Source organism: Streptomyces griseocarneus, assembly GCF_014655595.1.
GTDB lineage: Bacteria > Actinomycetota > Actinomycetes > Streptomycetales > Streptomycetaceae > Streptomyces > Streptomyces griseocarneus.
This window is the reverse complement of the sequence record NZ_BNBL01000008.1, coordinates 19,222-42,639: the sequence shown is the minus strand read 5'-3', so window position 1 is coordinate 42,639 and position 23,418 is coordinate 19,222. Positions and strand designations below refer to the sequence as shown.

Genomic DNA, 23,418 nt, shown 5'->3' with positions numbered 1-23,418 from the left:
CTGGGCCAAGGACGCCGCGCTCCTGCGGGCAGCTTGGAATTTCGTAGGAAGTTGTCGCGTACCAGGGCGTTTACCAGGCGCTCCACGGACCTACTCTTGAGATATGAACGGGCCTGGAGACCCCCCTGAGGGCACGCCCGAGGGCCCCCAGGGAGGCGGTGAGGAAGAGTACCGATCCGTCGTCTTCGACGAATCGTTCGTGCGTGCTGCCCGGCTCCAGGAGTTCTCCGCGCGCGAGCGCATGGACGACCACGCGCCCGCCGTCCGGACCCGGCACGCCTGGGCACGCGTCAGCGCCTCGCGGCAGGTGCTGCTCCTGGTGATGCTGATCGCCCTCGCCTTCGGCACCGCCGTCTACATGGGCCTGCGCCACCCCTACAAGGAACCGAGGCCCCCGTCCGCCGAGCCGCTGCGGATCACTCTCGTCCCGCTGGCGCCGCGCGATCCGGTGCCCGGAGCGGCCGCTGCGGGCGACCTCTTCGCCAACAGCCCGGCCGCCCAGTTCCGCCACGGTGCCGAGGGCGTCACCCTTCCGGCCGCACGGCGCACCCAGAATTTCTCCGAGAGCCTGGTGATGACGGCCCTCGCCACGGCCAAGGAGTACACCGTCAAGTCCGCGCTCGACCCGGCCGTGCTCACCGGCGGCGCCCAGCGCGGCGTCCGCCTGCTGCTGGCCCCCTCGCAGCTGGACCAGTTCGACCGCAGCCTGGGCCGCCCCGCCGACGACGGCCGGCACGCGGCCACGGGCTGGCTGGTGCGCTTCGACCCCGCCCAGGTGGCCCTCGCCGACCCCGTCGTGCGCACGCAGGGCACCTTCTCGGTCGTCGAGGCGTCCCCGGCGGCGCTGGAGGTCACCTCCGACCACACGTTCGTCTACGCCGTCCGCGCGGCGAAGGGCGACCCCTCGGACGCCTCGCTGTTCACCGTGCGGCGCACGATGCACTTCCGCTTCGACCGCGACGACCTGCAGGAACACCATGTGCAGGTGCTGCAGAGCGCCCTGCAGGCCGGTCCGGAGTCCTGTGCCGCCGACGACGCGACCTACCTCCGCCCGCTGCTGGCCGGCCAGAAGGCCGCCGCCGAGGGCCCGGCGGGCACGGACCCGTACGCCACGGGCCCCACGACGGCCGACCTCTGCGGCACCCTGGCCCCGGGCACCCAGCCCACCCCGCCGAAGCGCTGAGCGGGCCGCGTACGGACCCGGGGCCGGCGGCGGCCCGGGCCCGGGAGCCCGCCCCCTCGCGGGCTACGGCAGCGGCGAGTCGTCCGGCCCGTCGCTCCTGGCAGCTCCGTCGCTCTTGGCCGGCCCGCCGTCCTTGGCCGGCCCGTCGCTCTTGGCCGCCCCGTCGTTCTTGGCGCCCCCGGAGGTGCGTCCTCCGCCGAACGTGTCCTTCAGCCGGCCGCCCAGCCCCGACGCGCCGCCCGCGATGTCCCGCACGAGGCCCATCAGCGGGTCCTTGCTGGCGCGCACCGACTCCGCGTAGTGGTTCGCCGACTCCCGGAAGGAGTCGGACACCGAGGCGTCCTTGTCCTCCGAGCGGCGGGGGTAGTGGCCGTCCATGAGGCGCTGGAAGTCACGGCTCTCCGACCACTTCTTCAGCTCCGCCGCCCGCACCGTGGTGAAGGGGTGGCTGCGCGGCAGCATGTTCATGATCTTCAGCACGGAGTCGCGGAGGTCGCCGCCCTTCTCGTACTCGTCCGCCTGCTCCAGGAAGGCGTCCACGTTCATCTCGTGCAGGTGGTTGCCGCCCGCTATCTTCATCAGCCCGCGCATGGACGCCTGGAGGTCCTGGCCCACCAGCAGACCGGCCCGGTCCGCCGACAGCTCGGACTTGCGGAACCACTCGCGCAGCGCCGTCACGATCGCCATCACCGCCAGGTTGCCCAGCGGGATCCAGGCGACCTTGACCGCCATGTTGGTCAGGAACAGCAGGATCGTGCGGTAGACCGCGTGGCCCGACAGGGCGTGGCCCACCTCGTGGCCCACGACCGCCCGCATCTCGTCCTCGTCCAGCAGCTCCACCAGGCCCGTGCTCACGACGACGATCGGCTCGTCCAGGCCGATGCACATCGCGCCCGGCTTGGGGTCCTGCACGACGTACATCGCCGGGACGCCCGGCAGGTCGAGGACGGCGCAGGCGTCCAGCAGCATCTCGTGCAGGTGCGGGAACTGCCGCTCGCTCACCCGCACCGAGTCCGACAGGTAGAGCAGGCGCAGGCTGCGCTCGGGCAGCAGTCCGCTCAGGGCCTTGAAGACCGTGTCGAAGCCGCTCAGCCGGCGCAGCGCCACCAGGGCCGAGCGGTCGGCGGGGTGCTCGTAGGCGCGCGAGGAGATGTCCGGGAAGCGCCTGCGGCCGGATCCCCCCGGCCGCTCGCGGCCCTCGGCGCGGCCGTCGCCGCCCTCGCCGCCGATGGCGCCGTCGCCGCTGTTGCTGTCGGTCATCGAGACCCCCTCAGTGGGCTTGATCATGGCCCGTCCCCCGGCTTCAGGACCCCAGACTAGGCCGTACCACCGACACGGCTACCGTGGGGACATGGCAGTCATCGACCCCGTCACCGCGCATTCCGGATTCACCGGGCTCCTCGCCGTCTCCAAGGGCGACCAGGGGCCGGGGGTGGTGCTGCGCACGGTTTTGATCGTCGGCGTGGTGGGCATCGTGCTCGTGGCCTGGTTCCTGCTGCGCGGGTACCGCGACAAGGACTGACGCCGTCTCCCGCGGAGTCGGCGTGAGCCCGCGGACGCGCCCCGCATACGATGTGGCAGAAGTCTCCACCCGATCCCATCCCGGATAGGTCCTGCCGTGATCATCGCCTCCGCGCACAACGCCCTCGTCAGCCTCGCCTCCGAGGGCGAGCACGTGGACACCCACGAGAGCATCAGCCCCTACATGACCGGTGGCGCCGCGCTGGTCATCCTGCTGCTCCTGCTGTGGGTCACCACCCGCTTCAACCGCGACCGCTGATCGCGCCGGTCCCCGGGGACCCGGCGTGTCACCGCGCCCAGTAGGGTCTGCACGCATGGGAGAGCAGACAGGGCCCGTGAAGCGGCGGCTCGGCGTGATGGGCGGGACGTTCGACCCGGTCCACCACGGCCACCTGGTCGCCGCGAGCGAGGTGGCCTCGCAGTTCCACCTCGACGAGGTGGTCTTCGTACCGACCGGGCAGCCGTGGCAGAAGAGCCACAAGCAGGTGTCCCCGGCCGAGGACCGTTATCTGATGACGGTGATCGCCACCGCGTCCAACCCGCAGTTCTCGGTCAGCCGGATCGACATCGACCGCGGCGGCCCGACCTACACCACCGACACCCTGCGGGACCTGAGCGTCCTCAACGAGAACGCGGACCTGTTCTTCATCACCGGCGCCGACGCGCTGGCGCAGATCCTGACCTGGCGGGACACCGAAGAGCTCTTCTCGCTCGCGCACTTCATCGGTGTCACCCGACCGGGGCACATACTGGCCAACCCCGGACTGCCCGAGGACCGGGTCTCCTTCGTCGAGGTCCCCGCCCTGGCCATCTCCTCCTCCGACTGCCGCGCCCGGGTGGCTCAGGGCGATCCCGTCTGGTACCTCGTGCCCGACGGTGTGGTGCGCTACATCGACAAGCGCAAGCTGTACCGTCACGACCGCTGAGAGCGACCGCGACGGCGGTTCTCCGGCTCGAGGGGCACCGAGGGGCGCTGGTGAACGACCGACAGGATTCGCAGCCGCGGCAGCAGGTCCATGGTTACGACGCCTACGGGCGGCCCGTGTACCGCCCGGACGCCCCGGAGCGCGTGTACGACCAGTACGGGCAGTGGATCCCCCGCCAGGCGGGCCCGTCGGCACCCGCACCCGCCCCCGACACCGCCCTCGCTTCCGCCCCCGCCCCCGCTTCCCCGCAGATCCCCGAGCCACGGCCGGCTCCGGACGCCCCGGACTACCGCACCGAGCAGTTCGCCTTCGTGGAGGAGCCGGACGAGGACTCCCAGGACGTCATCGACTGGCTCAAGTTCAGCGCGAGCCGTGCCGAACGCCGCGGCGAGCGCAGGCGCAGGGGCCGCAATCGCGTGACCGCCGTGGCCGTGGTGCTCGGCCTCGCCGTCGTGGGCGGCATCACCTGGCTCCTGCTGTCCGGAGGCGGCGATGAACGCGACGAGGCGGCGACGGGCGGTACGCGCGTGCGGGACGTGATCGTCGTGCACCTGCGGCAGACCAGGGGCGGCGAGAGCTCCACCGCCCTGCTGGTCGACGACGAGCGCGCCCACAAGGGCACCACCCTCCTGCTGCCCGACTCGCTCGCCGTGGCCAGGGAGGGCGGCGGCGCGACGACGCTCGGCAGATCGGTGCTGGACGCGGGCACGGGCGGCACCCGCGACGCCCTGAACACCCTCCTCGGCACCGGCATCAAGGGCAGCTGGCGGCTGGACACCCCCTACCTGGAGAACCTGGTCGAGCTCGTCGGCGGCGTCACCGTCGACACGGACACCGCCGTGCCGGGCGCCGGCCGCGGCGACCGCCCGCTGGTGACCCGGGGCGAGGGCCAGAGCCTCGGCGGCCGGGCGGCGGTCGCGTACGCCACCTACCGGGCGGCCGGCGAGGGGCGCACCGCGCAGCTCACGCGGTTCGGGCGGGTGATGCAGGCGGTGCTGCGGAAGATGTCCGGCGACCCCCGGGCGGCCACCACGACCGTGGAGTCCCTGGCCCAGATCCCCGACCCCTCGCTCAGCACCGAGCAGCTCGGCGCCTCGCTGGCCCGCCTCGCGGCGAAGGCGAAGGCGGGCTCGTACGAGACCACCGTCCTGCCCGTGCGCGCGGACGGCACGCTCGGCGGCCGGGCGGCCGACACCCTGATCGAGGAGGTGCTGGGCGGCGCGGCGCGGGACGCCGCCGGGAACGCGCCGCCCCGGGTCGGCGTGAACAACGCCACAGGGGACGCGGGAGCGGCCGAATCGGCGCGGGTCACCCTGGCCAACGGCGGCTACACCGCCATCGGCGCGGGCACGGCGAGGGCGCCCCGGGCGGCCTCCGCGGTGCTCTACGCCGAGGAGGGCCGGGCGGCCGAGGCCCGGGAGGTGGCCAGGACGCTGGGCCTGCCCGAGCGCGCGGTGCGCCGGGGCGAGGTTCCCGCGCACGCCGACGTCGCCGTGGTCCTGGGCCGGGACTACCTGCCCCGCACGCGCTGAGGGGCCCGCGGGCGGGGGCGGAAAACCCCGGGAGTGCTGTCGGCGGGTCGTGAGACCCTTGAGAGGTACTGACCCTCTTTACGAAAGCATGGCTTGTGACCGCCACGGACCGCTCCATCGAGCTCATCCAGGCCGCCGCCCAGGCTGCCGCCGACAAGCTCGCGCACGACGTCATCGCGTACGACGTCAGCGACGTACTGTCGATCACCGACGCCTTCCTGCTGGCCTCGGCCCCCAACGACCGCCAGGTCAAGTCGATCGTCGACGAGATCGAGGAGCGCCTGCTCAAGGAGCTCGGCGTCAAGCCGGTGCGCCGTGAGGGCGACCGCGACGCCCGCTGGGTGCTGCTGGACTACGTCGACATCGTCGTGCACGTGCAGCACAGCGAGGAGCGCGTCTTCTACGCCCTCGAGCGCCTGTGGAAGGACTGCCCCGAGATCGAGCTGCCCGCCGACGCCGTCGCCACGCGCGGCAAGGCCGAGGCGCACGCCCAGGCCCAGGCCGCCGCGGGCGAGGCGGACGGGGACCTCAGCTGAGCGGCGGCGGGGCCGCCCGCGGCCGCCGGATCGTCCTCTGGCGCCACGGCCAGACCGCATGGAACGTGGAGCGCCGCTTCCAGGGCTCCACGGACATCGAGCTGACCGGGACCGGCGTCGCCCAGGCGCGCCGGGCCGCCCGCCTGCTGGCCTCGATGCGCCCCGACGCGATCGTCGCCTCCGACCTCTCGAGGGCCAGGGCGACCGCCGCCGAGCTGACGGCCGTCACGGGCCTCGCCGCCTCTCACCACGCCGAGCTGCGCGAGACGTACGCGGGCGTGTGGCAGGGCCTGACGCACGACGAGATCATCGAGCGGTTCGGCGAGCAGTACGCGGCCTGGAAGCGCGGCGAGCCCGTGCGGCGCGGCGGCGGCGAGCTGGAGTCCGAGGTGGCCGACCGGGCCGCGCCCGTCGTGCTGTCCCACGCGGAGAAGCTGCCGGACGACGGCACCCTCGTCGTGGTCAGCCACGGCGGCACCATCCGCACCACCATCGGCCGGCTGCTGGGCCTGGAGGCCTCCTCCTGGGAGGCGCTGGGCGGCCTCAGCAACTGCTGCTGGTCCGTGCTGGGCGAGGGCGCGCGCGGCTGGCGCCTGATGGAGCACAACGCCGGAACGCTGCCCGAGCCGGTCCTCGGCGACGACGACTGAGGCCGCGACCGTGGCCCCATGGGGCCCCTGGGGCCCGATTTCACATCTGGGCAGGTCGCAGGCTAAAGTTCTTCTTGTTCGCGGGGAACGCGGGGGAAAACCTCCGGGGGAGCCGAGAACAGCGGGGCTATAGCTCAGTTGGTAGAGCGCCTGCATGGCATGCAGGAGGTCAGGAGTTCAATTCTCCTTAGCTCCACAGTGAAAGAGCGGGCCGTCCTGATGGACGGCCCGCTCTGTTGTATTCACGGCCTGCGGTCCAGTCGCAGCGCCAGTGCCGGGCAGCGGCGTACGGCCCGCCGCACCCGGCCCCGCAAGTGATCCGGCACCCCGGCGTCCGCGAGCGAGGGAAATCCGTCCGCTCCCATCCGTACGAGCTCCGGCAGCAGCCCCGCGCACAGCCCGTGCCCCTCGCACAGCGTCCAGTCCACCGCGAGCCGCTCCCCGCCCCCGCCGCCCGCCGGCGCGCCGCCCGGGGACGGAAGCGGCAGCACCCCGGCCGTGCCGCGCCCGCAGCCGCCGCCCAGGACGTGCGCGGCCAGGTCGTCGGTGAAGGCCGCCAGCGCGCTCAGCGCGAAGCGCGCCGCCCCGTCCGGATGCCCGCACGCCCCCCGGCCGCGCACGGCCCCGGCGGCCTCCCGCACGGCCTCCAGGGCGCCGCGCCCGCCCCCGGCCACCACGTCCGCCAGCGCCCCCGCCAGCGCGGGCAGGCCCGTCCGGCACGGCCCGCACTGCCCGGCCGACTCCGCCGCCAGCCAGTGCGCCACCCGCACCGCCTCGCCCAGCGGGCACGTCGCGCCGGGCAGCGGCAGCACCGCCCCGGCGCCCAGGCTCGCGCCGCGGGCCGCCAGGGCGTCCCGGGAGAGCACCGCCCCGGCCGTCGCCGCCGCGTCCAGCCACGCGCCGTGGTAGCCGCCGACCAGCACCCCCTGGGGAGCGGGCTCGGCGCCGCACTGGGCGAGGACGTAGGACAGTGCCGCTCCGCCCGGCACCTCCACCACGAGGGGCCACGGCACCGCGCCGGAGACGGTGAGCAGGAGGGTGCCCGGCTCGTCGGGCGTGCCGGTCGCCGCGTAGCCGGGGGCGCCCAGGCGGGCGGCGAGGGCGAGTTGGGCGTAGGTCTCGGTGTTGGACAGCAGTGTGGGCAGACCGCCCAGGCCCGCCTCGCTGGCCCGTGCGTGCCGGCCGGGAGGGAGCGCGGGGCCGCCGTCGAGGGCGCGCAGCAGCGCGGAGGACTCACCGGAGACCATGCGCTCGGGGACGCGCACGACCCGGGCGCGCAGCGCACGGCCGCGCCGGTCGGTCAGGCCGCGCTCGGCCAGCGCCTCCCGCACGGAGGCCTCCGCGGCGGGCCGGGTCACCCCGACCACGAGCGTGCCGGCGCCGAGGGCCTCGGCGGCCAGCAGCGCGCCGTCCAGCACCAGGTGCGGGGCGCGCCGGAGCAGCACCGCGTCCTTGCGGCAGGCGGGCTCGCCCTCGCAGCCGTTGACCACCACGGCGGGCCGCTCCCCGCGCCGCCGTGCTGCCGTGCCCGCCGCGCGCAGCTTGCGGGCGAAGGGGAAGCCCGCGCCGCCGCGTCCCCGCAGGGTGACGTCCTCGGCCAGCCGGGTCAGCTCGTCCTCGGTGAGCCGGGGCGCCGTACCGTGCACCGCCAGATGCGCCCGGCGGTCCAGGCGCTCGGCCGAATCGAAGCCGGCCGTCAGGCGGGGCAGCCCGAGGGTGAGGACGTGGGGGAGCTCGGGCAGGGAGGTGGTCATGAGGGCCGTCCGGAGGTGATCCCGGCCCGCTCGGCGTCCGGGAGCCGGGAGCCGGAGCCGGGCGCGGGCAGGGGGCGGGACGGGGGCTCTTTGCCCGCCGCGTGCGCCCCCGTCGGGCGCGTGCGCAGCGGGGGGAGGCGCAGGAACGACCGCAACGGCCTGCTGGCCCGTCGTATCAGCAGAGCCACGGCCACCGCGGCGAGGCTCAGCGCGTAGCACGCGGTGACCCAACCGGCCGCCGGGCGGCCCGCGTTCAGCCCGTGCAGCACGGCGGCGCACCAGGCGGCGTACGCGCAGCCGTGCAGCGCGTGCCAGCGCCGGGCGGCGCGGGCGCGCCCGGCGAAGACGCTGCGCAGGGTGCCGGTCACGGCGGCCAGCACCATCAGGTGAGCCGCGAGGGAACCCAGCCCCAGCAGGCCGCCGGCTCCCCGCAGGCCGGAGGCGAACGGCAGCAGGGCGGTGACGACGGTGGCGTGCGCCTCGGCGGTCTTGGCGGCGACGTGCACGAGCAGGAAGCCGAGCCCGCCGACGGCGGTGGCCCGGTGCACGGCCTGGGCGAGCAGCCGGCCGCGCGGCCCGAGCACCGTGCGGCCGGTGGCGACGAGCCCCCAGACGACGGTCGCGGTGAGCGAGACCAGGGTCAGCACGCCCGCCGTCTGGTCGGGAAAGCGGTGGAGGTCCATGCCCCGGCACGCTAGGCAGCCGTTCGAGTCCCGCGGTCCGCTTCGCGCAACCCCGGTGCGCGGCGGCGCCCCGCTGCTAACGTCTGCAGGGCCCCTGCCTCTGTGCGGTACCGTCCGCCGCTGCGGTAATCTGACCCCATGCGTGCCGTACGCCTCCTGCTTAGCGAGCCGCGCTGATCAGCACCGACCGGTGACGCCCGGTCGGCATCGGCGCGGCTGTCCCCTCCTGTGCGAGGGGCTTTTTCATTTCTGAAGCACTCGGAAATCCGGAATATCGCAGCGCAGGCAGAGACGACGATCGATGGAGCTTAGAGGACGATGAGCGAGACCCCCACCGCCGCCGAGGTGGCCGCACCGCACCGCTACACGGCTGCTCTGGCCGCTGACATCGAGGCGCGCTGGCAGGACTTCTGGGACGCCGAGGGCACGTACGAGGCGCCCAACCCCAGCGGTGACCTGGCGGGCGACCCCGAGGTCGTCGCCCGGCCCAAGAAGTTCATCATGGACATGTTCCCGTACCCCTCGGGTGCGGGCCTGCACGTCGGTCACCCGCTGGGCTACATCGCCACCGACGTCTACGCGCGCTACCACCGCATGACGGGCCACAACGTCCTGCACACCCTCGGCTTCGACGCCTTCGGCCTGCCCGCCGAGCAGTACGCCGTGCAGACCGGCACCCACCCCCGGGTGTCCACCGAGGCCAACATCGACAACATGAAGGCGCAGCTGCGGCGCCTGGGCCTGGGCCACGACAAGCGCCGGTCGTTCGCCACGATCGACCCCGAGTACTACAAGTGGACCCAGTGGATCTTCCTGCAGATCTTCAACTCCTGGTACGACGAGGAGGCGAAGAAGGCCCGGCCGATCAGTGAGCTGATCGAGCAGTTCGAGAGCGGGCAGCGGGAGGTTCCGGGCACGCGCGCGTGGGGCGAGCTGAGCGCCGCCGAGCGCGAGGAGGTCCTGGGCGGCCACCGCCTGGCCTACGCCTCCGACGCGCCGGTCAACTGGTGCCCCGGCCTGGGCACCGTGCTGGCCAACGAGGAGGTCACCGCCGACGGCCGGTCCGAGCGCGGCAACTTCCCCGTCTTCAAGTCCAAGCTGCGCCAGTGGAACATGCGCATCACCGCCTACGCGGACCGCCTGCTCGACGACCTGGACGCCCTGGACTGGCCCGAGGCCATCAAGCTGCAGCAGCGCAACTGGATCGGCCGCAGCGAGGGCGCCCGCGTCGACTTCGCCATCGACGGGCACCCCGACGCCAAGGCCACCGTCTTCACCACCCGCCAGGACACCCTCTTCGGCGCGACCTACCTGGTCCTGGCCCCCGAGCACCCGCTGGTCGTCACCGAGGACCACGGCGTCGTCCCGGCCGCCTGGCCCGAGGGCACGCACGAGGACTGGACGGGCGGCCACGCCACCCCGGCCGAGGCCGTCGCCGCCTACCGCAAGGAGGCCGCCGCCAAGTCCGACGTCGAGCGGCAGGCCGACGCCAAGGAGAAGACCGGCGTCTTCACCGGCGCGTACGCGATCAACCCGGTCAGCGGCGAGAAGCTCCCCGTCTTCGTCGCCGACTACGTCCTGATGGGCTACGGCACCGGCGCCATCATGGCCGTCCCCGCCCACGACAGCCGCGACTTCGCCTTCGCGCGCGCCTTCGACCTGCCGATGCGCTGCGTCGTCCGGCCGTCCGACGAGCGCGGCACCGACCCGGCCGAGTGGGCGGACTCCTTCGACTCGTACGACGCCGAGATCATCAACTCGTCCGGCGAGGGCGTCTCCCTGGACGGCCTGCGGGTCCCCGAGGCCAAGACCCGCATGGCCGAGTGGCTGACCGAGCACGGCATCGGCGAGGCGACCGTCAACTTCCGCCTGCGCGACTGGCTGTTCAGCCGCCAGCGCTACTGGGGCGAGCCCTTCCCGATCGTCTACGACGAGGACGGCGTCGCCCACGCGCTGCCGGAGTCGATGCTCCCGCTGGAGCTGCCCGAGGTCGAGGACTACTCGCCGCGCACCTTCGAGCCCAACGACGCCGACACCTCCCCCGAGACCCCGCTGTCCCGCAACGAGGACTGGGTCAACGTGGAGCTGGACCTCGGCGACGGCCCGAAGTCGTACCGCCGCGAGACCAACACCATGCCCAACTGGGCCGGCTCCTGCTGGTACGAGCTGCGCTACCTGGACCCGCACAACGCCGAGCACCTGGTGTCCGCCGACGCCGAGCGCTACTGGATGGGCCCGCGCGAGGGGCAGCCGCACGGCGGCGTCGACCTGTACGTCGGCGGTGCCGAGCACGCCGTGCTGCACCTGCTGTACGCCCGCTTCTGGTCGAAGATCCTCTTCGACCTGGGCCACGTCTCCTCCGCCGAGCCGTTCCACAAGCTCTACAACCAGGGCATGATCCAGGCGTTCGTCTACCGCGACGCGCGCGGCATCGCGGTGCCCGCCGCCGAGGTGGAGGAGCGCGACGGCGCGTACTACTACCAGGGCGAGAAGGTCAGCCGGCTGCTCGGCAAGATGGGCAAGTCCCTGAAGAACGCCGTCACGCCGGACGAGATCTGCTCCGAGTACGGCGCCGACACGCTGCGCCTGTACGAGATGGCCATGGGCCCGCTGGACGTCTCCCGCCCCTGGGACACCCGTGCGGTCATCGGCCAGTACCGCCTGCTGCAGCGCCTGTGGCGCAACGTGATCGACGAGAACACCGGCGAGGTCACGGTCGTCGACGCCGAGCCCGACGAGGCGACGCTGCGCGCCCTGCACAAGGCGATCGACGGCATCGGCCAGGACATGGCGAACCTGCGCTTCAACACCGCCATCGCCAAGGTCACCGAGCTGAACAACTTCGTGACCAAGCTGCGCGAGGTGCCGCGTCCGGTCGCCGAGCAGATGGTGCTGCTGGTCGCGCCGCTGGCCCCGCACATCGCCGAGGAGCTGTGGCGCAAGCTGGGCCACACCGACTCGGTGGTCCACCGGGACTTCCCCGTCGCCGACCCGGCGTACCTGGTCGACGAGAGCGTGACCTGCGTCGTCCAGATCAAGGGCAAGGTCAAGGCGCGCCTGGAGGTCGCCCCGTCGATCTCCGACGAGGAGCTGGAGAAGGTCGCGCTGGCCGACCCGGCGGTCGTCGCCGCGCTGGGCGGCGCCGGCATCCGCAAGGTCATCGTGCGGGCGCCGAAGCTGGTGAACATCGTCCCTGCGTGACGCGCTAGGGGTTTGTCCCTACGGGCAGGTTGGGGGTTCCGCAGGAACCCCCAACCTGCCCGTTGCGTTTACGGTGGAGGGGGAGGGGCGCCGCCCCGCTGACGACCTGTTGAGGAGCGCATATGGAAGCCGCCGCCGCGATCATCGCCGTGATCTGCGCCCTCGTCGTCGCGTTCGCGGTGATCGCCACGATCAGGGCGGTCCGGGCGGTCAAGCGCGGCGTGGACCGCACGGTCACCCAGGCGCGGCGCACGGTGGAGGACACCCGCCTCAAGGCCCGGCAGTACACGGCACCGGGCCCGGCGGGCGAGGTCGCGCAGCTGCGCCTGTCGCTGCGCACGTCGATGCGCGCCACCCAGGAGGTGCTGCGGTCCGGGATGGCGGACGACTCCTCCCTGTCGGAGTCCATGGCCCTCTTCGAGCGGCTCAGCGCGCACGGCCGTGAGCTGGACGAGGACCTGCGGAAGCTGGAGACCGAGCCCGACCGGAACCGCGTCACCGCCTGCCTGCCGGACCTGCGCGAGCGCACGGAACGCATCACGCACTCGGCCGACTCGCTGCGCTGGGCCGCCCAGGACCGGGCGCGGCAGTTCGCGGACGACGACCTGACGCTGCTGAGCGAGCAGATCCGCATGGAGGCGGGGGCGCTGCGGCACTGGGAGGACGAGGCCGAGGCGTCGTCCCCGGCGGCGTCCGGGCCTGCGGGGGCGCCGCCGAAGCCGGGACGGAAGCCGGAGCCCCAGGCCCAGTCCCAGGGCCAGGGCCAGGCGCGGGCGCGGGCGACGGATGGGGCCGCCGGCGCGGAGCGTCCGGCCATCAACGGCCGGAATGACCGCTGGCAGGCGGGGTACTCGTGGCAGAAGACGAAGCGCCCGGAGAGCACCGCCTGACGGGCGTGCCGCGGGCCGGGCGCGGCGTGGTGCCCGCGTCGTGGCCCGGCTGGAAATGATCATGAGAGTCCGGCTCGTACTGCCGCCCACGCGGCACGGGAGGTAACCTCCGGGGCATGTCCCGCCATGTCGCGATCATCACCGATTCCACGGCCTACCTGCCGCAGCAGGAGATGGAGCGGCACGGCATCACGGCCGTACCGCTGACGGTCGTCCTGGGCGACGAGGCGCTCGAGGAGGGCACCGAGGTCTCGGCCCGGTCGGTCGCCCAGGCCCTGCAGAAACGCAAGCCGGTGACCACTTCCCGCCCCGGCCCCGACGTCTTCGCCGCCGCCTACCGCGCCGCCGCCGAATCCGGGGCGCGAGGCGTCGTCTCGCTCCACCTGTCGGCCGAGCTCTCCGGCACCTACGACGCGGCCGTCCTTGCGGCCCGCGAGGCACCCGTGCCGGTCCGCGTCGTCGACACGGGCATGGTCGCCATGGCCCTCGGCTTCTGCGCGCTGGCCGCCGCCACGACCGCACAGGCGGGCGGCACCCTCGACGAGGTGGTCGCCGCTGCCGAGAAGCGCGCACACGGCACGGCCGCCTACTTCTACGTCGACACCCTCGACTACCTGCGGCGCGGCGGCCGGATCGGCGCCGCGCGGGCCCTGCTGGGCTCGGCGCTCGCCGTCAAGCCGCTGCTCCAGCTGGAGGGCGGCCGCATCGAGCCCCGCGAGAAGGTGCGCACGGCCTCGAAGGCGATCGCGCGCCTGGAGGAGATCGCCGTCGAGCGGGCGGGCGCCGCCCCCGTCGACGTCGCGGTCCACCACCTGGCGGCGCCCGAGCGGGCCGCCCTGCTGGCGGAGCGGCTGCAGGAGCGGGTGCCGGGGCTGGTGGATCTGCACGTCAGCGAGGTGGGCGCGGTCATCGGGGCGCACACGGGGCCCGGGCTGCTGGGCGTGGTGGTCTCGGCTCGATAGGCGTCGGTAGGGGGTCGACGGGGGGTCGGCGGGGGTCGTCAGGGGGTTTGCCGCCCGGCCGGTCCCTCGACAGGGTGAGCGAGTTATCCACAACCGGCCGGTTGTCCACGGAAATCGAGGCGCTCCGGCAGGGTGACGCGAACGCGGCTACCGTCGCGTGTCATGACAGCTCGATCACACACCGTTACGAGCTCCGTCGTGGCCGACCCCCTCGCCGCGGACCTGGGTTCACTGCGCGACCGCGCCTCGGCGCCCGTGCCGGCCGCCAACGCGCGCCCGGTGCCGGGGGGTTGGCGGATGGCGCTGGCGGAGCGGCTGCCGGTGTGGGTGCAGGTGCGGTGCGGCATCGAGCCGCGCACGCTCGCGGCTCTCGCGGTCGTGCTGGTGGCGGCGGCGGTCCTCGCCGCGTACCACTTCTGGTCCGGGCGGCCCCAGACGGTGCGGCCGCCCGAGCGCGAGACACCGGCCGTGACGGCCCCGGCGCCCGTACCCGCCGACGGGACTGCGGCGCCGGCCGGCCCGTCGGCGGGTACGGCGGGTGCGGCATCCGGCGCCGGGGCCGCCGCGCGGGAGGTGGTCGTCGACGTGGCGGGGAAGGTGCCGCACCCCGGGGTCCGGCGCCTGCCGGCCGGCTCCCGGGTCGCCGACGCGCTGGCGGCGGCCGGGGGCGCGCGGCCGGGCGCGGACACGACCGGGCTCAACCGGGCGCGGCTGCTCATGGACGGCGAGCAGATCGTGGTGGGAGCCACCGCTCCCGGGCAGCCGGCCCCGGCCGCTCCCGGGGCCCCGGCGGGCCCGGGGGCACCCACGGGGCCGCTGAGCCTGAACTCCGCGACGCTCGAACAGCTCGACGGCCTGCCCGGCGTCGGCCCCGTCCTGGCCCAGCACATCCTCGACTACCGCACCCGGCACGGAGGTTTCCGTTCGGTGGCCGACCTGCGCCACGTCAACGGCATCGGCGCCCGCCGCTTCACCGACCTCAAGCCCCTGGTCCAGCCATGACCGGGGAAGCGACGGCAGGGCGCCGAGAGGGCCCGGCGGACCTGCGGCTGGCCGTGCCCGCGCTCGCCGCGTGGGCCGCGGCAGCGGCCGCCCTGACGGCGGACGGAAGGACGGTCGCCATCGGCTGCACGGTCGCCGTGCTCGCGGCCTGCCTGCTCCTGGCGGCCGTGCGCGGGGGCATGACCGTGGTGCTCGCGGCCGCGCTGCTGTGCGGCGCCGCCGGTGCGGCCGTCGGCGCGCTGGCGGGTGCCGACACGCGCCGTGGGCCGCTGCCGGAGCTGGCCCGGCGGTACGCCCGGGTGACCGTCGAGGTGACGGTCACCGGCGATCCACGGGCCGTCCGGCCGCACGTGCGCGGGGCGGTCCGCGACCGGCCCGCGGTGGCGGTGGAGGCCGAGGCGACCCACGTCGTCACCGGGGACGGCCCGGCGGGCCCGGCGGCAGCCGTCGTCCGGACTCCGGTGCTGTTGATCGCCCGTCAGTCCTGGTCGGGGCTCCTGCCGTCCACCCGTGTGCGGGCCGAGGGGAAGCTGGCCCCGCCGTCCCGGACGGGCGACCGCGTCGCGGCCGTCCTGCGCGTCGGTGACGACCAGGAGCGGCCCCGCGTCATCGGCGGCCCCACACGCCTCCAGCGCGCGGCGGCCCGGCTGCGGGCCGGCCTGCGGGAGGCCACCGACGGCCTCACACCGGACGCCCGGGCGCTGCTGCCCGGACTCGTCGTCGGCGACACCTCCCGCGTACCCCCGGACCTCGAAGCGGCCTTCCGCGCAACGGATCTGACGCACCTCCTCGCCGTGAGCGGCGGCAACTTCACCGTGCTGCTCGCGCTGCTCACCGGGCCCGCCCACCTCGCCTCGCGGGCCGAACGGCGAGGGCTCGCCGGACGGCTGGGCATTCCGCTGCGGCTCACGGCACTGCTGGGCGGCGCCCTGGCACTGGGGTTCGTGGTGGTGTGCCGCCCCGAGCCGAGCGTGCTGCGGGCCGCCGCGTGCGGACTGATCACGCTGCTGGCCATCGGCACGGGCCGGCGCCGGAGCCTGCTGCCCGCGCTGGCGGCGGCCGTCCTGCTGCTGGTGCTCTGGGACCCGTGGCTGGCCCGGAGTTACGGATTCCTGCTGTCGGTCCTGGCCACCGGGGCCCTGCTGACCCTCTCTCCGCGCTGGAGCGCCGCCCTGCGGCGGCGTGGGGTGCCGCCGCGGATCGCGGAGGCCCTCGCGGCGGCGGGCGCGGCGCAGGCCGTGTGCGCGCCGGTGATCGTCGTGCTGGCGGCGCGGGTGAGTCTGGTGGCGGTGCCGTGCAATCTCCTCGCCGGGCCCGCGGTCGCGTCCGCCACGGTGCTGGGCTTCGCCGCCCTCGCCCTCGCGCCCGTGGCGATGCCCCTCGCCACCGGCCTGGCCTGGGTGGCGGGGTGGCCCGCCGCGTGGACGGCGGCGGTGGCCCGTACGGGGGCGGGGCTGCCCGGCGCGGAGCTCGGCTGGCCCACGGGACCGGCCGGTGGGCTGCTGCTGGCCGCGGTGACGGTGGCCGGCGTGTTCGCCGGGCGCCGTCTGCTCCGCGGCCCCTGGACCCGCGCCGCCTGCGCCCTGCTCCTGCTGCTGGCGCTGGTCCGCCCGGCCCCGCTGACCCGGGCCGTCACCGGCTGGCCGCCGCCCGGCTGGCGGCTGGTGGCGTGCGACGTGGGGCAGGGCGACGCGCTGGCCCTCGCGGCGGGGCCGGGCGCCGCGGTGGTCGTCGACGCCGGTCCCGAGCCGCGGGCCGTGGACCGCTGCCTGGCGGAGCTGGGGGTGGAGAGGGTGCCGCTGCTCCTGCTCAGCCACTTCCACGCTGACCACGTCGACGGCCTGCCCGGGGTGCTGCGGGGCAGGTCGGTCGGGGTGATCGAGACGACGCCGTTCGACCAGCCGGCCGGGCAGGCCGCGTTCGTCCGCCGCGAGGCCCGGAGGGCGGGGGTCCCGCTGACCGAGGCCGTGCCGGGGGAGCGGCGGCGCCTGGGCGAGCTGTCGTGGGAGGTGCTGTGGCCGCCGCCCACCGGGACGTCCGCCGTCGCGGAGGACGGGCCCAACGACGCCAGCGTCGCCCTCCTCGTCCGGGTGGCGGGCCTGACGCTGCTCCTGCTGGGCGACCTCGAACCGCCCGCCCAGCGGGAGTTGCGCGAAGCCCGCCCCGGCCTGCCGCCCGTGGACGTCCTCAAGGTGGCCCACCACGGCTCCGCCTATCAGGACCCGGAGCTGCTCAGCGGGCTGCGCCCCCGCCTGGCCGTGATCTCGGCCGGCGCCGGGAATCCGTACGGACACCCGGCGGCCCGCACGCTGGCCGCGCTCAGGGCGCGGGGCACGGTGGTGCTGCGCACCGACACCGACGGCCCGGTCGCGGTGACGGACGCGGCGGAGGCCGTCACCCGGGGCCGCGGGCGCGGCGCGCCCGCCGGCCGGCGGGTCACTCCGCCTCGAGCCAGCCCTCGTACTCCTCGGCCAGCTCGCGCAGGGCGGCGACGTCCAGCTCGCCGTCGGGGTCCTCGAGCACCACCAGCCACTGGGCGTCCTCGGCGTCGTCCTCGCCGGCGAGGGCTTCGCGCACGATCTGCGGCTCCTCGGGCAGGCCGAAGCGCTGCCCGGCCTCGTCCGCCACCTCTTCGGCGGCGTCGCGGTCGGGGAGCACCAGCAGGTGCCGTACGGAATCGGAGGTGTCGGGGAAGGGGGAAGTGCTGGTCACCCGCTCATTGTGCGATATGCGTCGACGACCGGGAGGAGGGGTGGGCGGCGAGGGCCGGAGGGAAGGGAGTGTCAGCGGGGCGTGGGATGCTGGACGCGATGGCCAGGAAGACTGCAACCGACGACCTGCTCGCCCCCGTCACGCTCGCCGTGGGACAGGAGGACCTCCTCCTCGACCGCGCCGTGCAGGAGGTGGTGGCGGCGGCCCGCGCGGCCGACGCCGACACCGACGTCCGTGACCTCACCTCCGACGCGCTCCAGCCCGGCACGCTCGCCGAGCTGACGAGCCCGTCGCTGTTCGCCGAGCGCAAGGTCGTGATCGTCCGTAACGCCCAGGACCTGTCCGCGGACACGGTCAAGGACGTCAAGGGCTACCTCGGTGCCCCCGCCGAGGAGATCACGCTCGTCCTGCTGCACGCCGGCGGTGCCAAGGGCAAGGGCCTGCTGGACGCGGCCCGCAAGGCGGGCGCCCGGGAGGTCGCCTGCCCGAAGATGACCAAGCCGGCCGACCGGCTGGCGTTCGTCCGGCAGGAGTTCCGGGCCACCGGCCGCTCCGCCACGCCGGAGGCGTGCCAGGCGCTGGTCGACGCGATCGGCAGCGACCTGCGCGAGCTGGCGAGCGCCTGCGCGCAGCTGGTCGCCGACATCGAGGGCACCATCGACGAGTCCGTCGTCGCCCGCTACTACACGGGCCGCGCCGAGGCGTCGAGCTTCACCGTCGCCGACCGTGCGGTGGAGGGCCGGGCGGCGGAGGCCCTGGAGGCCCTGCGCTGGGCCATGTCCACCGGCGTCGCGCCCGTGCTCATCACCAGCGCCCTGGCCCAGGGCGTCCGCTCCATCGGCAAGCTGGCCTCCGCCCCGCGCGGCGCCCGGCCCGGTGATCTCGCCCGTGAGCTCGGCATGCCGCCGTGGAAGATCGACCGGGTGCGGCAGCAGATGCGGGGATGGACCGCAGACGGGGTGGCCGCGGCGCTGACCGCGGTCGCGGAAGCCGACGCCGGCGTCAAGGGCGGGGGCGACGATCCGGAATACGCCCTGGAGAAGGCCGTGGTGGCCGTCGCGAGGGCGGCCCGTAGCCGGTCGTAGCCGGCGGGCCGGGTCGTGGCCCGATGGACCGGGTCGTGGCCGGTGGACCGGCGGGGGCCGGGCCGGGTTCCGGGCCCGGGCCCCGAAAGGCCGAAGGCCCGGTGGCCGCCCTGGGGAAGGGCAGGCACCGGGCCTTCGGATCGTTCAGCGAGCCGTGAGGCTCATGCCGCACCCGCGTGGCGAACGACCGAGTGCGGCGGGGGTGCCGGTCCGGAGCGGTAGAGGGGCCGCTGGATCCGTACCGGCGAAGAACCGGGGCTCACGCCCCGGAGAGGCTTCAGCCCTTGAGGGCGGCAACCTGCTTGGCCAGCGCCGACTTCTTGTTGGCGGCGGCGTTCTTGTGCAGGACACCCTTGCTGGCGGCCTTGTCGAGCTTCTTGCCGGCGAAGGCGACGGCGGCGGTGGCCTTCTCGGCGTCACCGGCGACGATGGCCTCGCGGGCCGCACGGACGGCGGTCTTGACCGAGGACTTGACGGCCTTGTTACGCAGGCGCGCCTTCTCGTTGGTCTTGATCCGCTTCATCTGGGACTTGATGTTCGCCACGAAAAGAGCCTTTTCAGGTTCGTTGGATTTCGATTGCGTGCCGTGTACGTGTGAGAGGCACGACAGGCACAGTGGACCAGGCTACCAGTACGCCCTCCGGCCTCCCAAACCGGACCGTACCCGCCGGTCATGGGACCATGGGGGAGTCGTATACCCGACCTCCGCCGAGACCAGCGTTCAAACGCCGAAGTCACCGAATGGATCCTGCGTGCCCGCGACCCCTACCAACGTGCCGGAGCCGAGCCGTACCGACCCGGCTCTGATCCGTAACTTCTGCATCATCGCGCACATCGACCATGGCAAGTCGACGCTCGCCGACCGGATGCTCCAGCTGACCGGCGTGGTCGACCAGCGGCAGATGCGTGCGCAGTACCTCGACCGGATGGACATCGAGCGCGAGCGCGGCATCACGATCAAGTCCCAGGCCGTCCGTCTCCCCTGGGCGCCTACCGAGGACAAGGGCAACACCCACATCCTCAACATGATCGACACGCCGGGCCACGTCGACTTCACCTACGAGGTCTCGCGCTCCCTGGCCGCGTGCGAGGGCTGCATCCTCCTCGTGGACGCCGCCCAGGGCATCGAGGCCCAGACCCTCGCCAACCTCTACCTGGCGATGGAGAACGACCTCACGATCATCCCGGTCCTCAACAAGATCGACCTGCCGGCCGCCCAGCCGGAGAAGTTCGCCGCCGAGCTGGCGAACCTCGTCGGCTGCGAGCCCGAGGACGTGCTCCGGGTCTCCGCGAAGACCGGCGTCGGCGTCGACGAGCTGCTCGACAAGGTCGTCGCCCAGGTCCCGGCCCCGGTGGGCGTCAAGGACGCCCCGGCCCGCGCGATGATCTTCGACTCGGTCTACGACTCCTACCGCGGCGTGGTCACCTACGTCCGTGTCGTCGACGGTGAGCTCAAGAAGCGCGAGCGCATCAAGATGATGTCGACCGGCGCCACCCACGAGCTGCTGGAGATCGGTGTCTCCTCGCCCGAGATGACGCCCGCCGACGGCCTCGGCGTCGGCGAGGTGGGCTACATCATCACCGGCGTGAAGGACGTGCGGCAGTCCAAGGTCGGTGACACGATCACCTCCCAGCAGAACGGCGCCACCGACGCGCTGGGCGGCTACAAGGACCCCAAGCCGATGGTGTTCTCGGGCCTGTACCCGCTGGACGGCTCGGACTACCCGGAGCTGCGCGAGGCCCTCGACAAGCTCCAGCTCAACGACGCCGCGCTCGTCTACGAGCCGGAGACCTCCGCCGCCCTCGGCTTCGGCTTCCGAGTCGGCTTCCTCGGCCTGCTCCACCTGGACGTGGTCCGCGAGCGGCTGGAGCGCGAGTTCGGCCTCGACCTCATCGCCACCGCGCCCAACGTGGTCTACAACGTGCGGATGGAGGACGGCACCGAGCACGTCGTCACCAACCCGAGCGAGTTCCCCGAGGGCAAGATCGCCGAGGTGCACGAGCCGGTCGTCAAGGCGACCGTCCTCGCGCCCACCGAGTTCGTCGGCGCGATCATGGAGCTCTGCCAGTCCCGCCGCGGCACGATGCTGGGCATGGACTACCTCTCCGAGGACCGGGTCGAGCTGCGCTACACCCTGCCCCTCGCGGAGATCGTCTTCGACTTCTTCGACCAGCTGAAGTCCAAGACCCGCGGCTACGCCTCCCTCGACTACGAGCCCACGGGCGAGCAGTCCGCCGACCTGGTCAAGGTCGACATCCTGCTGCACGGCGACAAGGTCGACGCCTTCTCCGCGATCACGCACAAGGAGAAGGCCTACGCCTACGGCGTCCGTCTGGTCGCCAAGCTGCGCGAGCTCATCCCGAGGCAGAACTTCGAGGTGCCGATCCAGGCCGCCATCGGCTCCCGGGTCATCGCCCGTGAGACGGTCCGCGCCATCCGCAAGGACGTCCTCGCCAAGTGCTACGGCGGTGACATCTCCCGTAAGCGGAAGCTGCTGGAGAAGCAGAAGGAAGGCAAGAAGCGGATGAAGATGGTCGGCAGCGTGGAGGTCCCGCAGGAGGCCTTCATCGCGGTGCTGTCCAGCGACGAGAGCGGCGAGAAGGGCAAGAAGTAGCCCCCTCCCGCGTGATCCGCGGCTGACCGAGGAGTGCCCGTCCCCACCAGGGGGCGGGCACTTTCCGCACCCGCTTCCGCACCCGGCTCCGCACCCGCTTCCGTGCCCGGTGGGGTGAGGGGTGCACAACCGTTCACGGGGCTCTTACGGAAAAGGCTCTTCGGCTCTAGTCTGATCTCTGCTCGAAAGGTTACTCGCGAGTCACCAGCAACGAAGCGGGCCCCGGAGGATGCCGTGACCGACACACAGACTTTGATCGAGAGCCGGCCGCCCTCCGTGGCGAACCTCCTCCTCGAGCGGGTCGAGGCCACCCCCGACGCGGAGGCCTACCGCCGCCCCGTGCCGCCCGCCTCCGGCCAGGGCCCCGACGACTGGACGTCGGTCACCTGGCGCGAGGCCGGCGACCGGGTCTTCGCGATCGCCGCGGGCCTGATCGACCTCGGCATACTCCCGCAGGAGCGGGTCGCCCTCGCCTCCGCCACCCGCCTCGAGTGGATCTTCGCGGACCTCGGCATCATGTGTTCCGGCGCCGCCACCACCCCGGTCTACCCCAGCACCAACGCCGACGAGACCGCCTTCATGCTCTCCGACGCCGAGTGCCGGATCCTCATCGCCGAGGACGCCGCCCAGCTCGCCAAGGCCCGCCTGCGCCGCTCCGAGCTGCCGGGCCTCGCCCATGTCGTGGTCGTCGAGGACGCCGACGCCGTGGCCGCCGAGGACGACCCGGAGGGCTGGGTGCTCTCCCTCGCCGAGCTCGAGAAGCGCGGCGCCGCCCTCCTCGAGCGCGACCCCGGCGCCGTCCGCGCGCGCATCGACGCCCTGCGCCGGGAGGACCTCGCCACCCTCATCTACACCTCCGGCACCACCGGCCGCCCCAAGGGCGTACGGCTGCGCCACGACGCCTGGTCGTACATGGGCCGCGCCATCGAGGCCACCGGGCTGATGCGCGCCGACGACGTGCAGTACCTGTGGCTGCCGCTCGCGCACGTCTTCGGCAAGGTGCTGACCGCCGGCGGCATCACCGTCGGCCACGTCACCGCCGTGGACGGGCGGGTCGACAAGATCGTGGAGAACCTGCAGGTCGTCCGGCCCACCCTGATGGCCTCCGTGCCGCGCATCTTCGAGAAGGTCTACAACGGCGTCGCCGCCAAGGCCCGGGAGGGCGGCGGGGCCAAGTACAAGATCTTCCGCTGGGCCGCCGACATCGCCCGCGAGTACGCCAAGGTCTCGCAGGACAACTACCGCCGCACCGGCAACAGGACCGTTCCCTTCGCGCTGGCCGCCAAGCACCGCGTGGCCGACGCGCTCGTCTACGCCAAGATCCGCGACGCCTTCGGCGGCCGGCTGCGCGCCAGCGTCTCCGGCGCCTCCGCCCTCGCCCCCGACATCGGCTACTTCTTCTCCGGCGCCGGCATCCACATCCTCGAGGGCTACGGCCTCACCGAGACCAGCGCCGCCAACCTCGTCAACCCCGGCGAGGCCTACCGCACCGGCACGGTCGGCAAGCCGCTGCCCGGTACCGAGGTCCGCATCGCGGACGACGGCGAGATCCTGCTGCGCAGCCCCGGCGTCATGGAGGGCTACCACGGCCAGCCCGAGAAGACCGCGGAAGTCCTCGAGTCGGACGGCTGGTTCCACACCGGCGACATCGGCGAGCTGTCCCCGGACGGCTACCTGCGCATCACCGACCGCAAGAAGGACCTGATCAAGACCTCCGGCGGCAAGTACGTGGCGCCCGCCGAGATCGAGGGCCGGTTCAAGGCCGTGTGCCCCTACGTCTCCAACGTCCTGGTGCACGGCGCCGACCGCAACTTCTGCTCGGCCCTCATCGCCCTGGACGGCCCGTCGATCCTCGACTGGGCCAAGGAGCACGGCATGGCGGGCAAGTCGTACGCCGAGGTGGTCGCCGCCAAGGAGACCGAGGCGCTCATCGAGGGCTATGTGCGGGAGCTCAACGAGGGGCTGCAGCGCTGGCAGACGATCAAGAAGTTCCGGCTGCTGCCGCGCGACCTCGACATCGAGCACGGCGAGCTCACGCCCAGCCTCAAGCTCAAGCGGCCCGTGGTCGAGCGCGAGTACAAGGACCTGATCGAGGAGATGTACGAGGGCGCGCGCGAGGCCTGAGCACGGCCGGCGCCACCCGTGTCGTCGCCCGCGACTTCCGCG

General features: G+C 73.6%; 19 protein-coding genes, 1 tRNA gene and 1 pseudogene. 16 read left to right on the top strand and 5 right to left on the bottom strand.

The genetic code is table 11. The features are described 5' to 3' along the window. Window positions 1-103: 103 nt before the first annotated feature. Entirely contained in the window at window positions 104-1,183 is a 1,080-nt protein-coding gene (locus IE295_RS20645; protein WP_190065197.1) for an SCO2583 family membrane protein, read from the top strand. 63 nt (window positions 1,184-1,246) lie between these two features. Here the strand turns inward: IE295_RS20645 and IE295_RS20640 are convergent, their stop codons facing one another. Next, window positions 1,247-2,470, bottom strand: coding sequence for a M48 family metallopeptidase (locus IE295_RS20640; RefSeq protein ID WP_372479218.1), 1,224 nt, complete (start codon window positions 2,468-2,470; stop codon window positions 1,247-1,249). Window positions 2,471-2,534: 64 nt separating this feature from the next. Here IE295_RS20640 and IE295_RS20635 point away from each other — a divergent pair, with 64 nt between their 5' ends. From IE295_RS20635 to IE295_RS20605, 7 genes are all read left to right on the top strand, one after another. Next, on the top strand, window positions 2,535-2,705 hold the full coding sequence (locus IE295_RS20635; protein WP_190065196.1) for a hypothetical protein: 171 nt from the start codon (window positions 2,535-2,537) through the stop codon (window positions 2,703-2,705). Window positions 2,706-2,801: 96 nt separating this feature from the next. Further along, window positions 2,802-2,963, top strand: a complete 162-nt coding sequence (locus IE295_RS20630; RefSeq protein ID WP_190065195.1) for a hypothetical protein — start codon at window positions 2,802-2,804, stop codon at window positions 2,961-2,963. A 55-nt stretch (window positions 2,964-3,018) separates the two neighbouring features. After that, window positions 3,019-3,630 carry a nicotinate-nucleotide adenylyltransferase gene (gene nadD / locus IE295_RS20625; protein ID WP_190065194.1) on the top strand — a complete coding sequence of 204 codons (612 nt, stop codon included), beginning with the start codon at window positions 3,019-3,021 and terminating at the stop codon, window positions 3,628-3,630. A 50-nt stretch (window positions 3,631-3,680) separates the two neighbouring features. Next, entirely contained in the window at window positions 3,681-5,162 is a 1,482-nt protein-coding gene (locus IE295_RS20620; RefSeq protein WP_224323340.1) for an LCP family protein, read from the top strand. A gap of 95 nt (window positions 5,163-5,257) precedes the next feature. Next, window positions 5,258-5,698: a ribosome silencing factor gene (rsfS, locus tag IE295_RS20615; protein WP_190065193.1), complete on the top strand. Its 441-nt coding sequence runs from the start codon at window positions 5,258-5,260 to the stop codon at window positions 5,696-5,698. Next, entirely contained in the window at window positions 5,695-6,348 is a 654-nt protein-coding gene (locus tag IE295_RS20610; protein ID WP_190065416.1) for a histidine phosphatase family protein, read from the top strand. The genes rsfS and IE295_RS20610 overlap by 4 nt, the downstream gene beginning before the upstream one ends. A 123-nt stretch (window positions 6,349-6,471) precedes the next feature. Then, a tRNA-Ala gene (locus IE295_RS20605) sits at window positions 6,472-6,544 on the top strand. Window positions 6,545-6,590: 46 nt separating this feature from the next. Here IE295_RS20605 and IE295_RS20600 read toward each other — a convergent pair. After that, entirely contained in the window at window positions 6,591-8,102 is a 1,512-nt protein-coding gene (locus IE295_RS20600; RefSeq protein ID WP_190065192.1) for an NADH-quinone oxidoreductase subunit NuoF family protein, read from the bottom strand. Beyond that, window positions 8,099-8,785 (bottom strand): hypothetical protein, encoded by a 687-nt coding sequence (locus IE295_RS20595; protein WP_190065191.1) that lies wholly within the window; start codon window positions 8,783-8,785, stop codon window positions 8,099-8,101. Before IE295_RS20595 ends, IE295_RS20600 begins: the two co-directional genes overlap by 4 nt. 318 nt (window positions 8,786-9,103) lie before the next feature. Between IE295_RS20595 and leuS the strand changes: the two genes are divergently transcribed. The 5 genes and pseudogenes from leuS to IE295_RS33675 form a co-directional block, all read left to right on the top strand. Then, entirely contained in the window at window positions 9,104-11,986 is a 2,883-nt protein-coding gene (gene leuS / locus IE295_RS20590) for a leucine--tRNA ligase (protein ID WP_190065190.1), read from the top strand. Between the two features lie 122 nt (window positions 11,987-12,108). Next, window positions 12,109-12,876: a hypothetical protein gene (locus IE295_RS20585; RefSeq protein ID WP_190065189.1), complete on the top strand. Its 768-nt coding sequence runs from the start codon at window positions 12,109-12,111 to the stop codon at window positions 12,874-12,876. A gap of 116 nt (window positions 12,877-12,992) precedes the next feature. Beyond that, window positions 12,993-13,838, top strand: a complete 846-nt coding sequence (locus IE295_RS20580; RefSeq protein WP_190065188.1) for a DegV family protein — start codon at window positions 12,993-12,995, stop codon at window positions 13,836-13,838. Between the two features lie 162 nt (window positions 13,839-14,000). Further along, window positions 14,001-14,840: a ComEA family DNA-binding protein gene (locus IE295_RS20575; RefSeq protein ID WP_190065187.1), complete on the top strand. Its 840-nt coding sequence runs from the start codon at window positions 14,001-14,003 to the stop codon at window positions 14,838-14,840. After that, window positions 14,837-16,999 (top strand): annotated as a pseudogene (locus IE295_RS33675) (ComEC/Rec2 family competence protein); the annotation flags it as partial. The gene IE295_RS20575 and the pseudogene IE295_RS33675, both read left to right, overlap by 4 nt. A gap of 277 nt (window positions 17,000-17,276) precedes the next feature. On the opposite strand, the gene IE295_RS33670 reads toward IE295_RS33675, so the two are convergent. Beyond that, on the bottom strand, window positions 17,277-17,504 hold the full coding sequence (locus tag IE295_RS33670; RefSeq protein WP_229922994.1) for a hypothetical protein: 228 nt from the start codon (window positions 17,502-17,504) through the stop codon (window positions 17,277-17,279). 134 nt (window positions 17,505-17,638) lie between these two features. Between IE295_RS33670 and holA the strand changes: the two genes are divergently transcribed. Continuing rightward, on the top strand, window positions 17,639-18,637 hold the full coding sequence (gene holA, locus IE295_RS33665; RefSeq protein WP_308437406.1) for a DNA polymerase III subunit delta: 999 nt from the start codon (window positions 17,639-17,641) through the stop codon (window positions 18,635-18,637). Between the two features lie 277 nt (window positions 18,638-18,914). Here holA and rpsT read toward each other — a convergent pair whose 3' ends face one another. Further along, window positions 18,915-19,181, bottom strand: a complete 267-nt coding sequence (gene rpsT, locus IE295_RS20565) for a 30S ribosomal protein S20 (protein WP_190065185.1) — start codon at window positions 19,179-19,181, stop codon at window positions 18,915-18,917. 208 nt (window positions 19,182-19,389) lie between these two features. On the opposite strand from rpsT, the gene lepA reads away from it, so the two are divergent. Together lepA and IE295_RS20555 are read left to right on the top strand one after the other, a co-directional pair. Continuing rightward, window positions 19,390-21,252 carry a translation elongation factor 4 gene (gene lepA, locus IE295_RS20560; RefSeq protein WP_190065184.1) on the top strand — a complete coding sequence of 621 codons (1,863 nt, stop codon included), beginning with the start codon at window positions 19,390-19,392 and terminating at the stop codon, window positions 21,250-21,252. 234 nt (window positions 21,253-21,486) lie between these two features. Next, window positions 21,487-23,376: an AMP-dependent synthetase/ligase gene (locus tag IE295_RS20555; protein ID WP_190065183.1), complete on the top strand. Its 1,890-nt coding sequence runs from the start codon at window positions 21,487-21,489 to the stop codon at window positions 23,374-23,376. The last annotated feature ends 42 nt before the right edge of the window (window positions 23,377-23,418 follow it).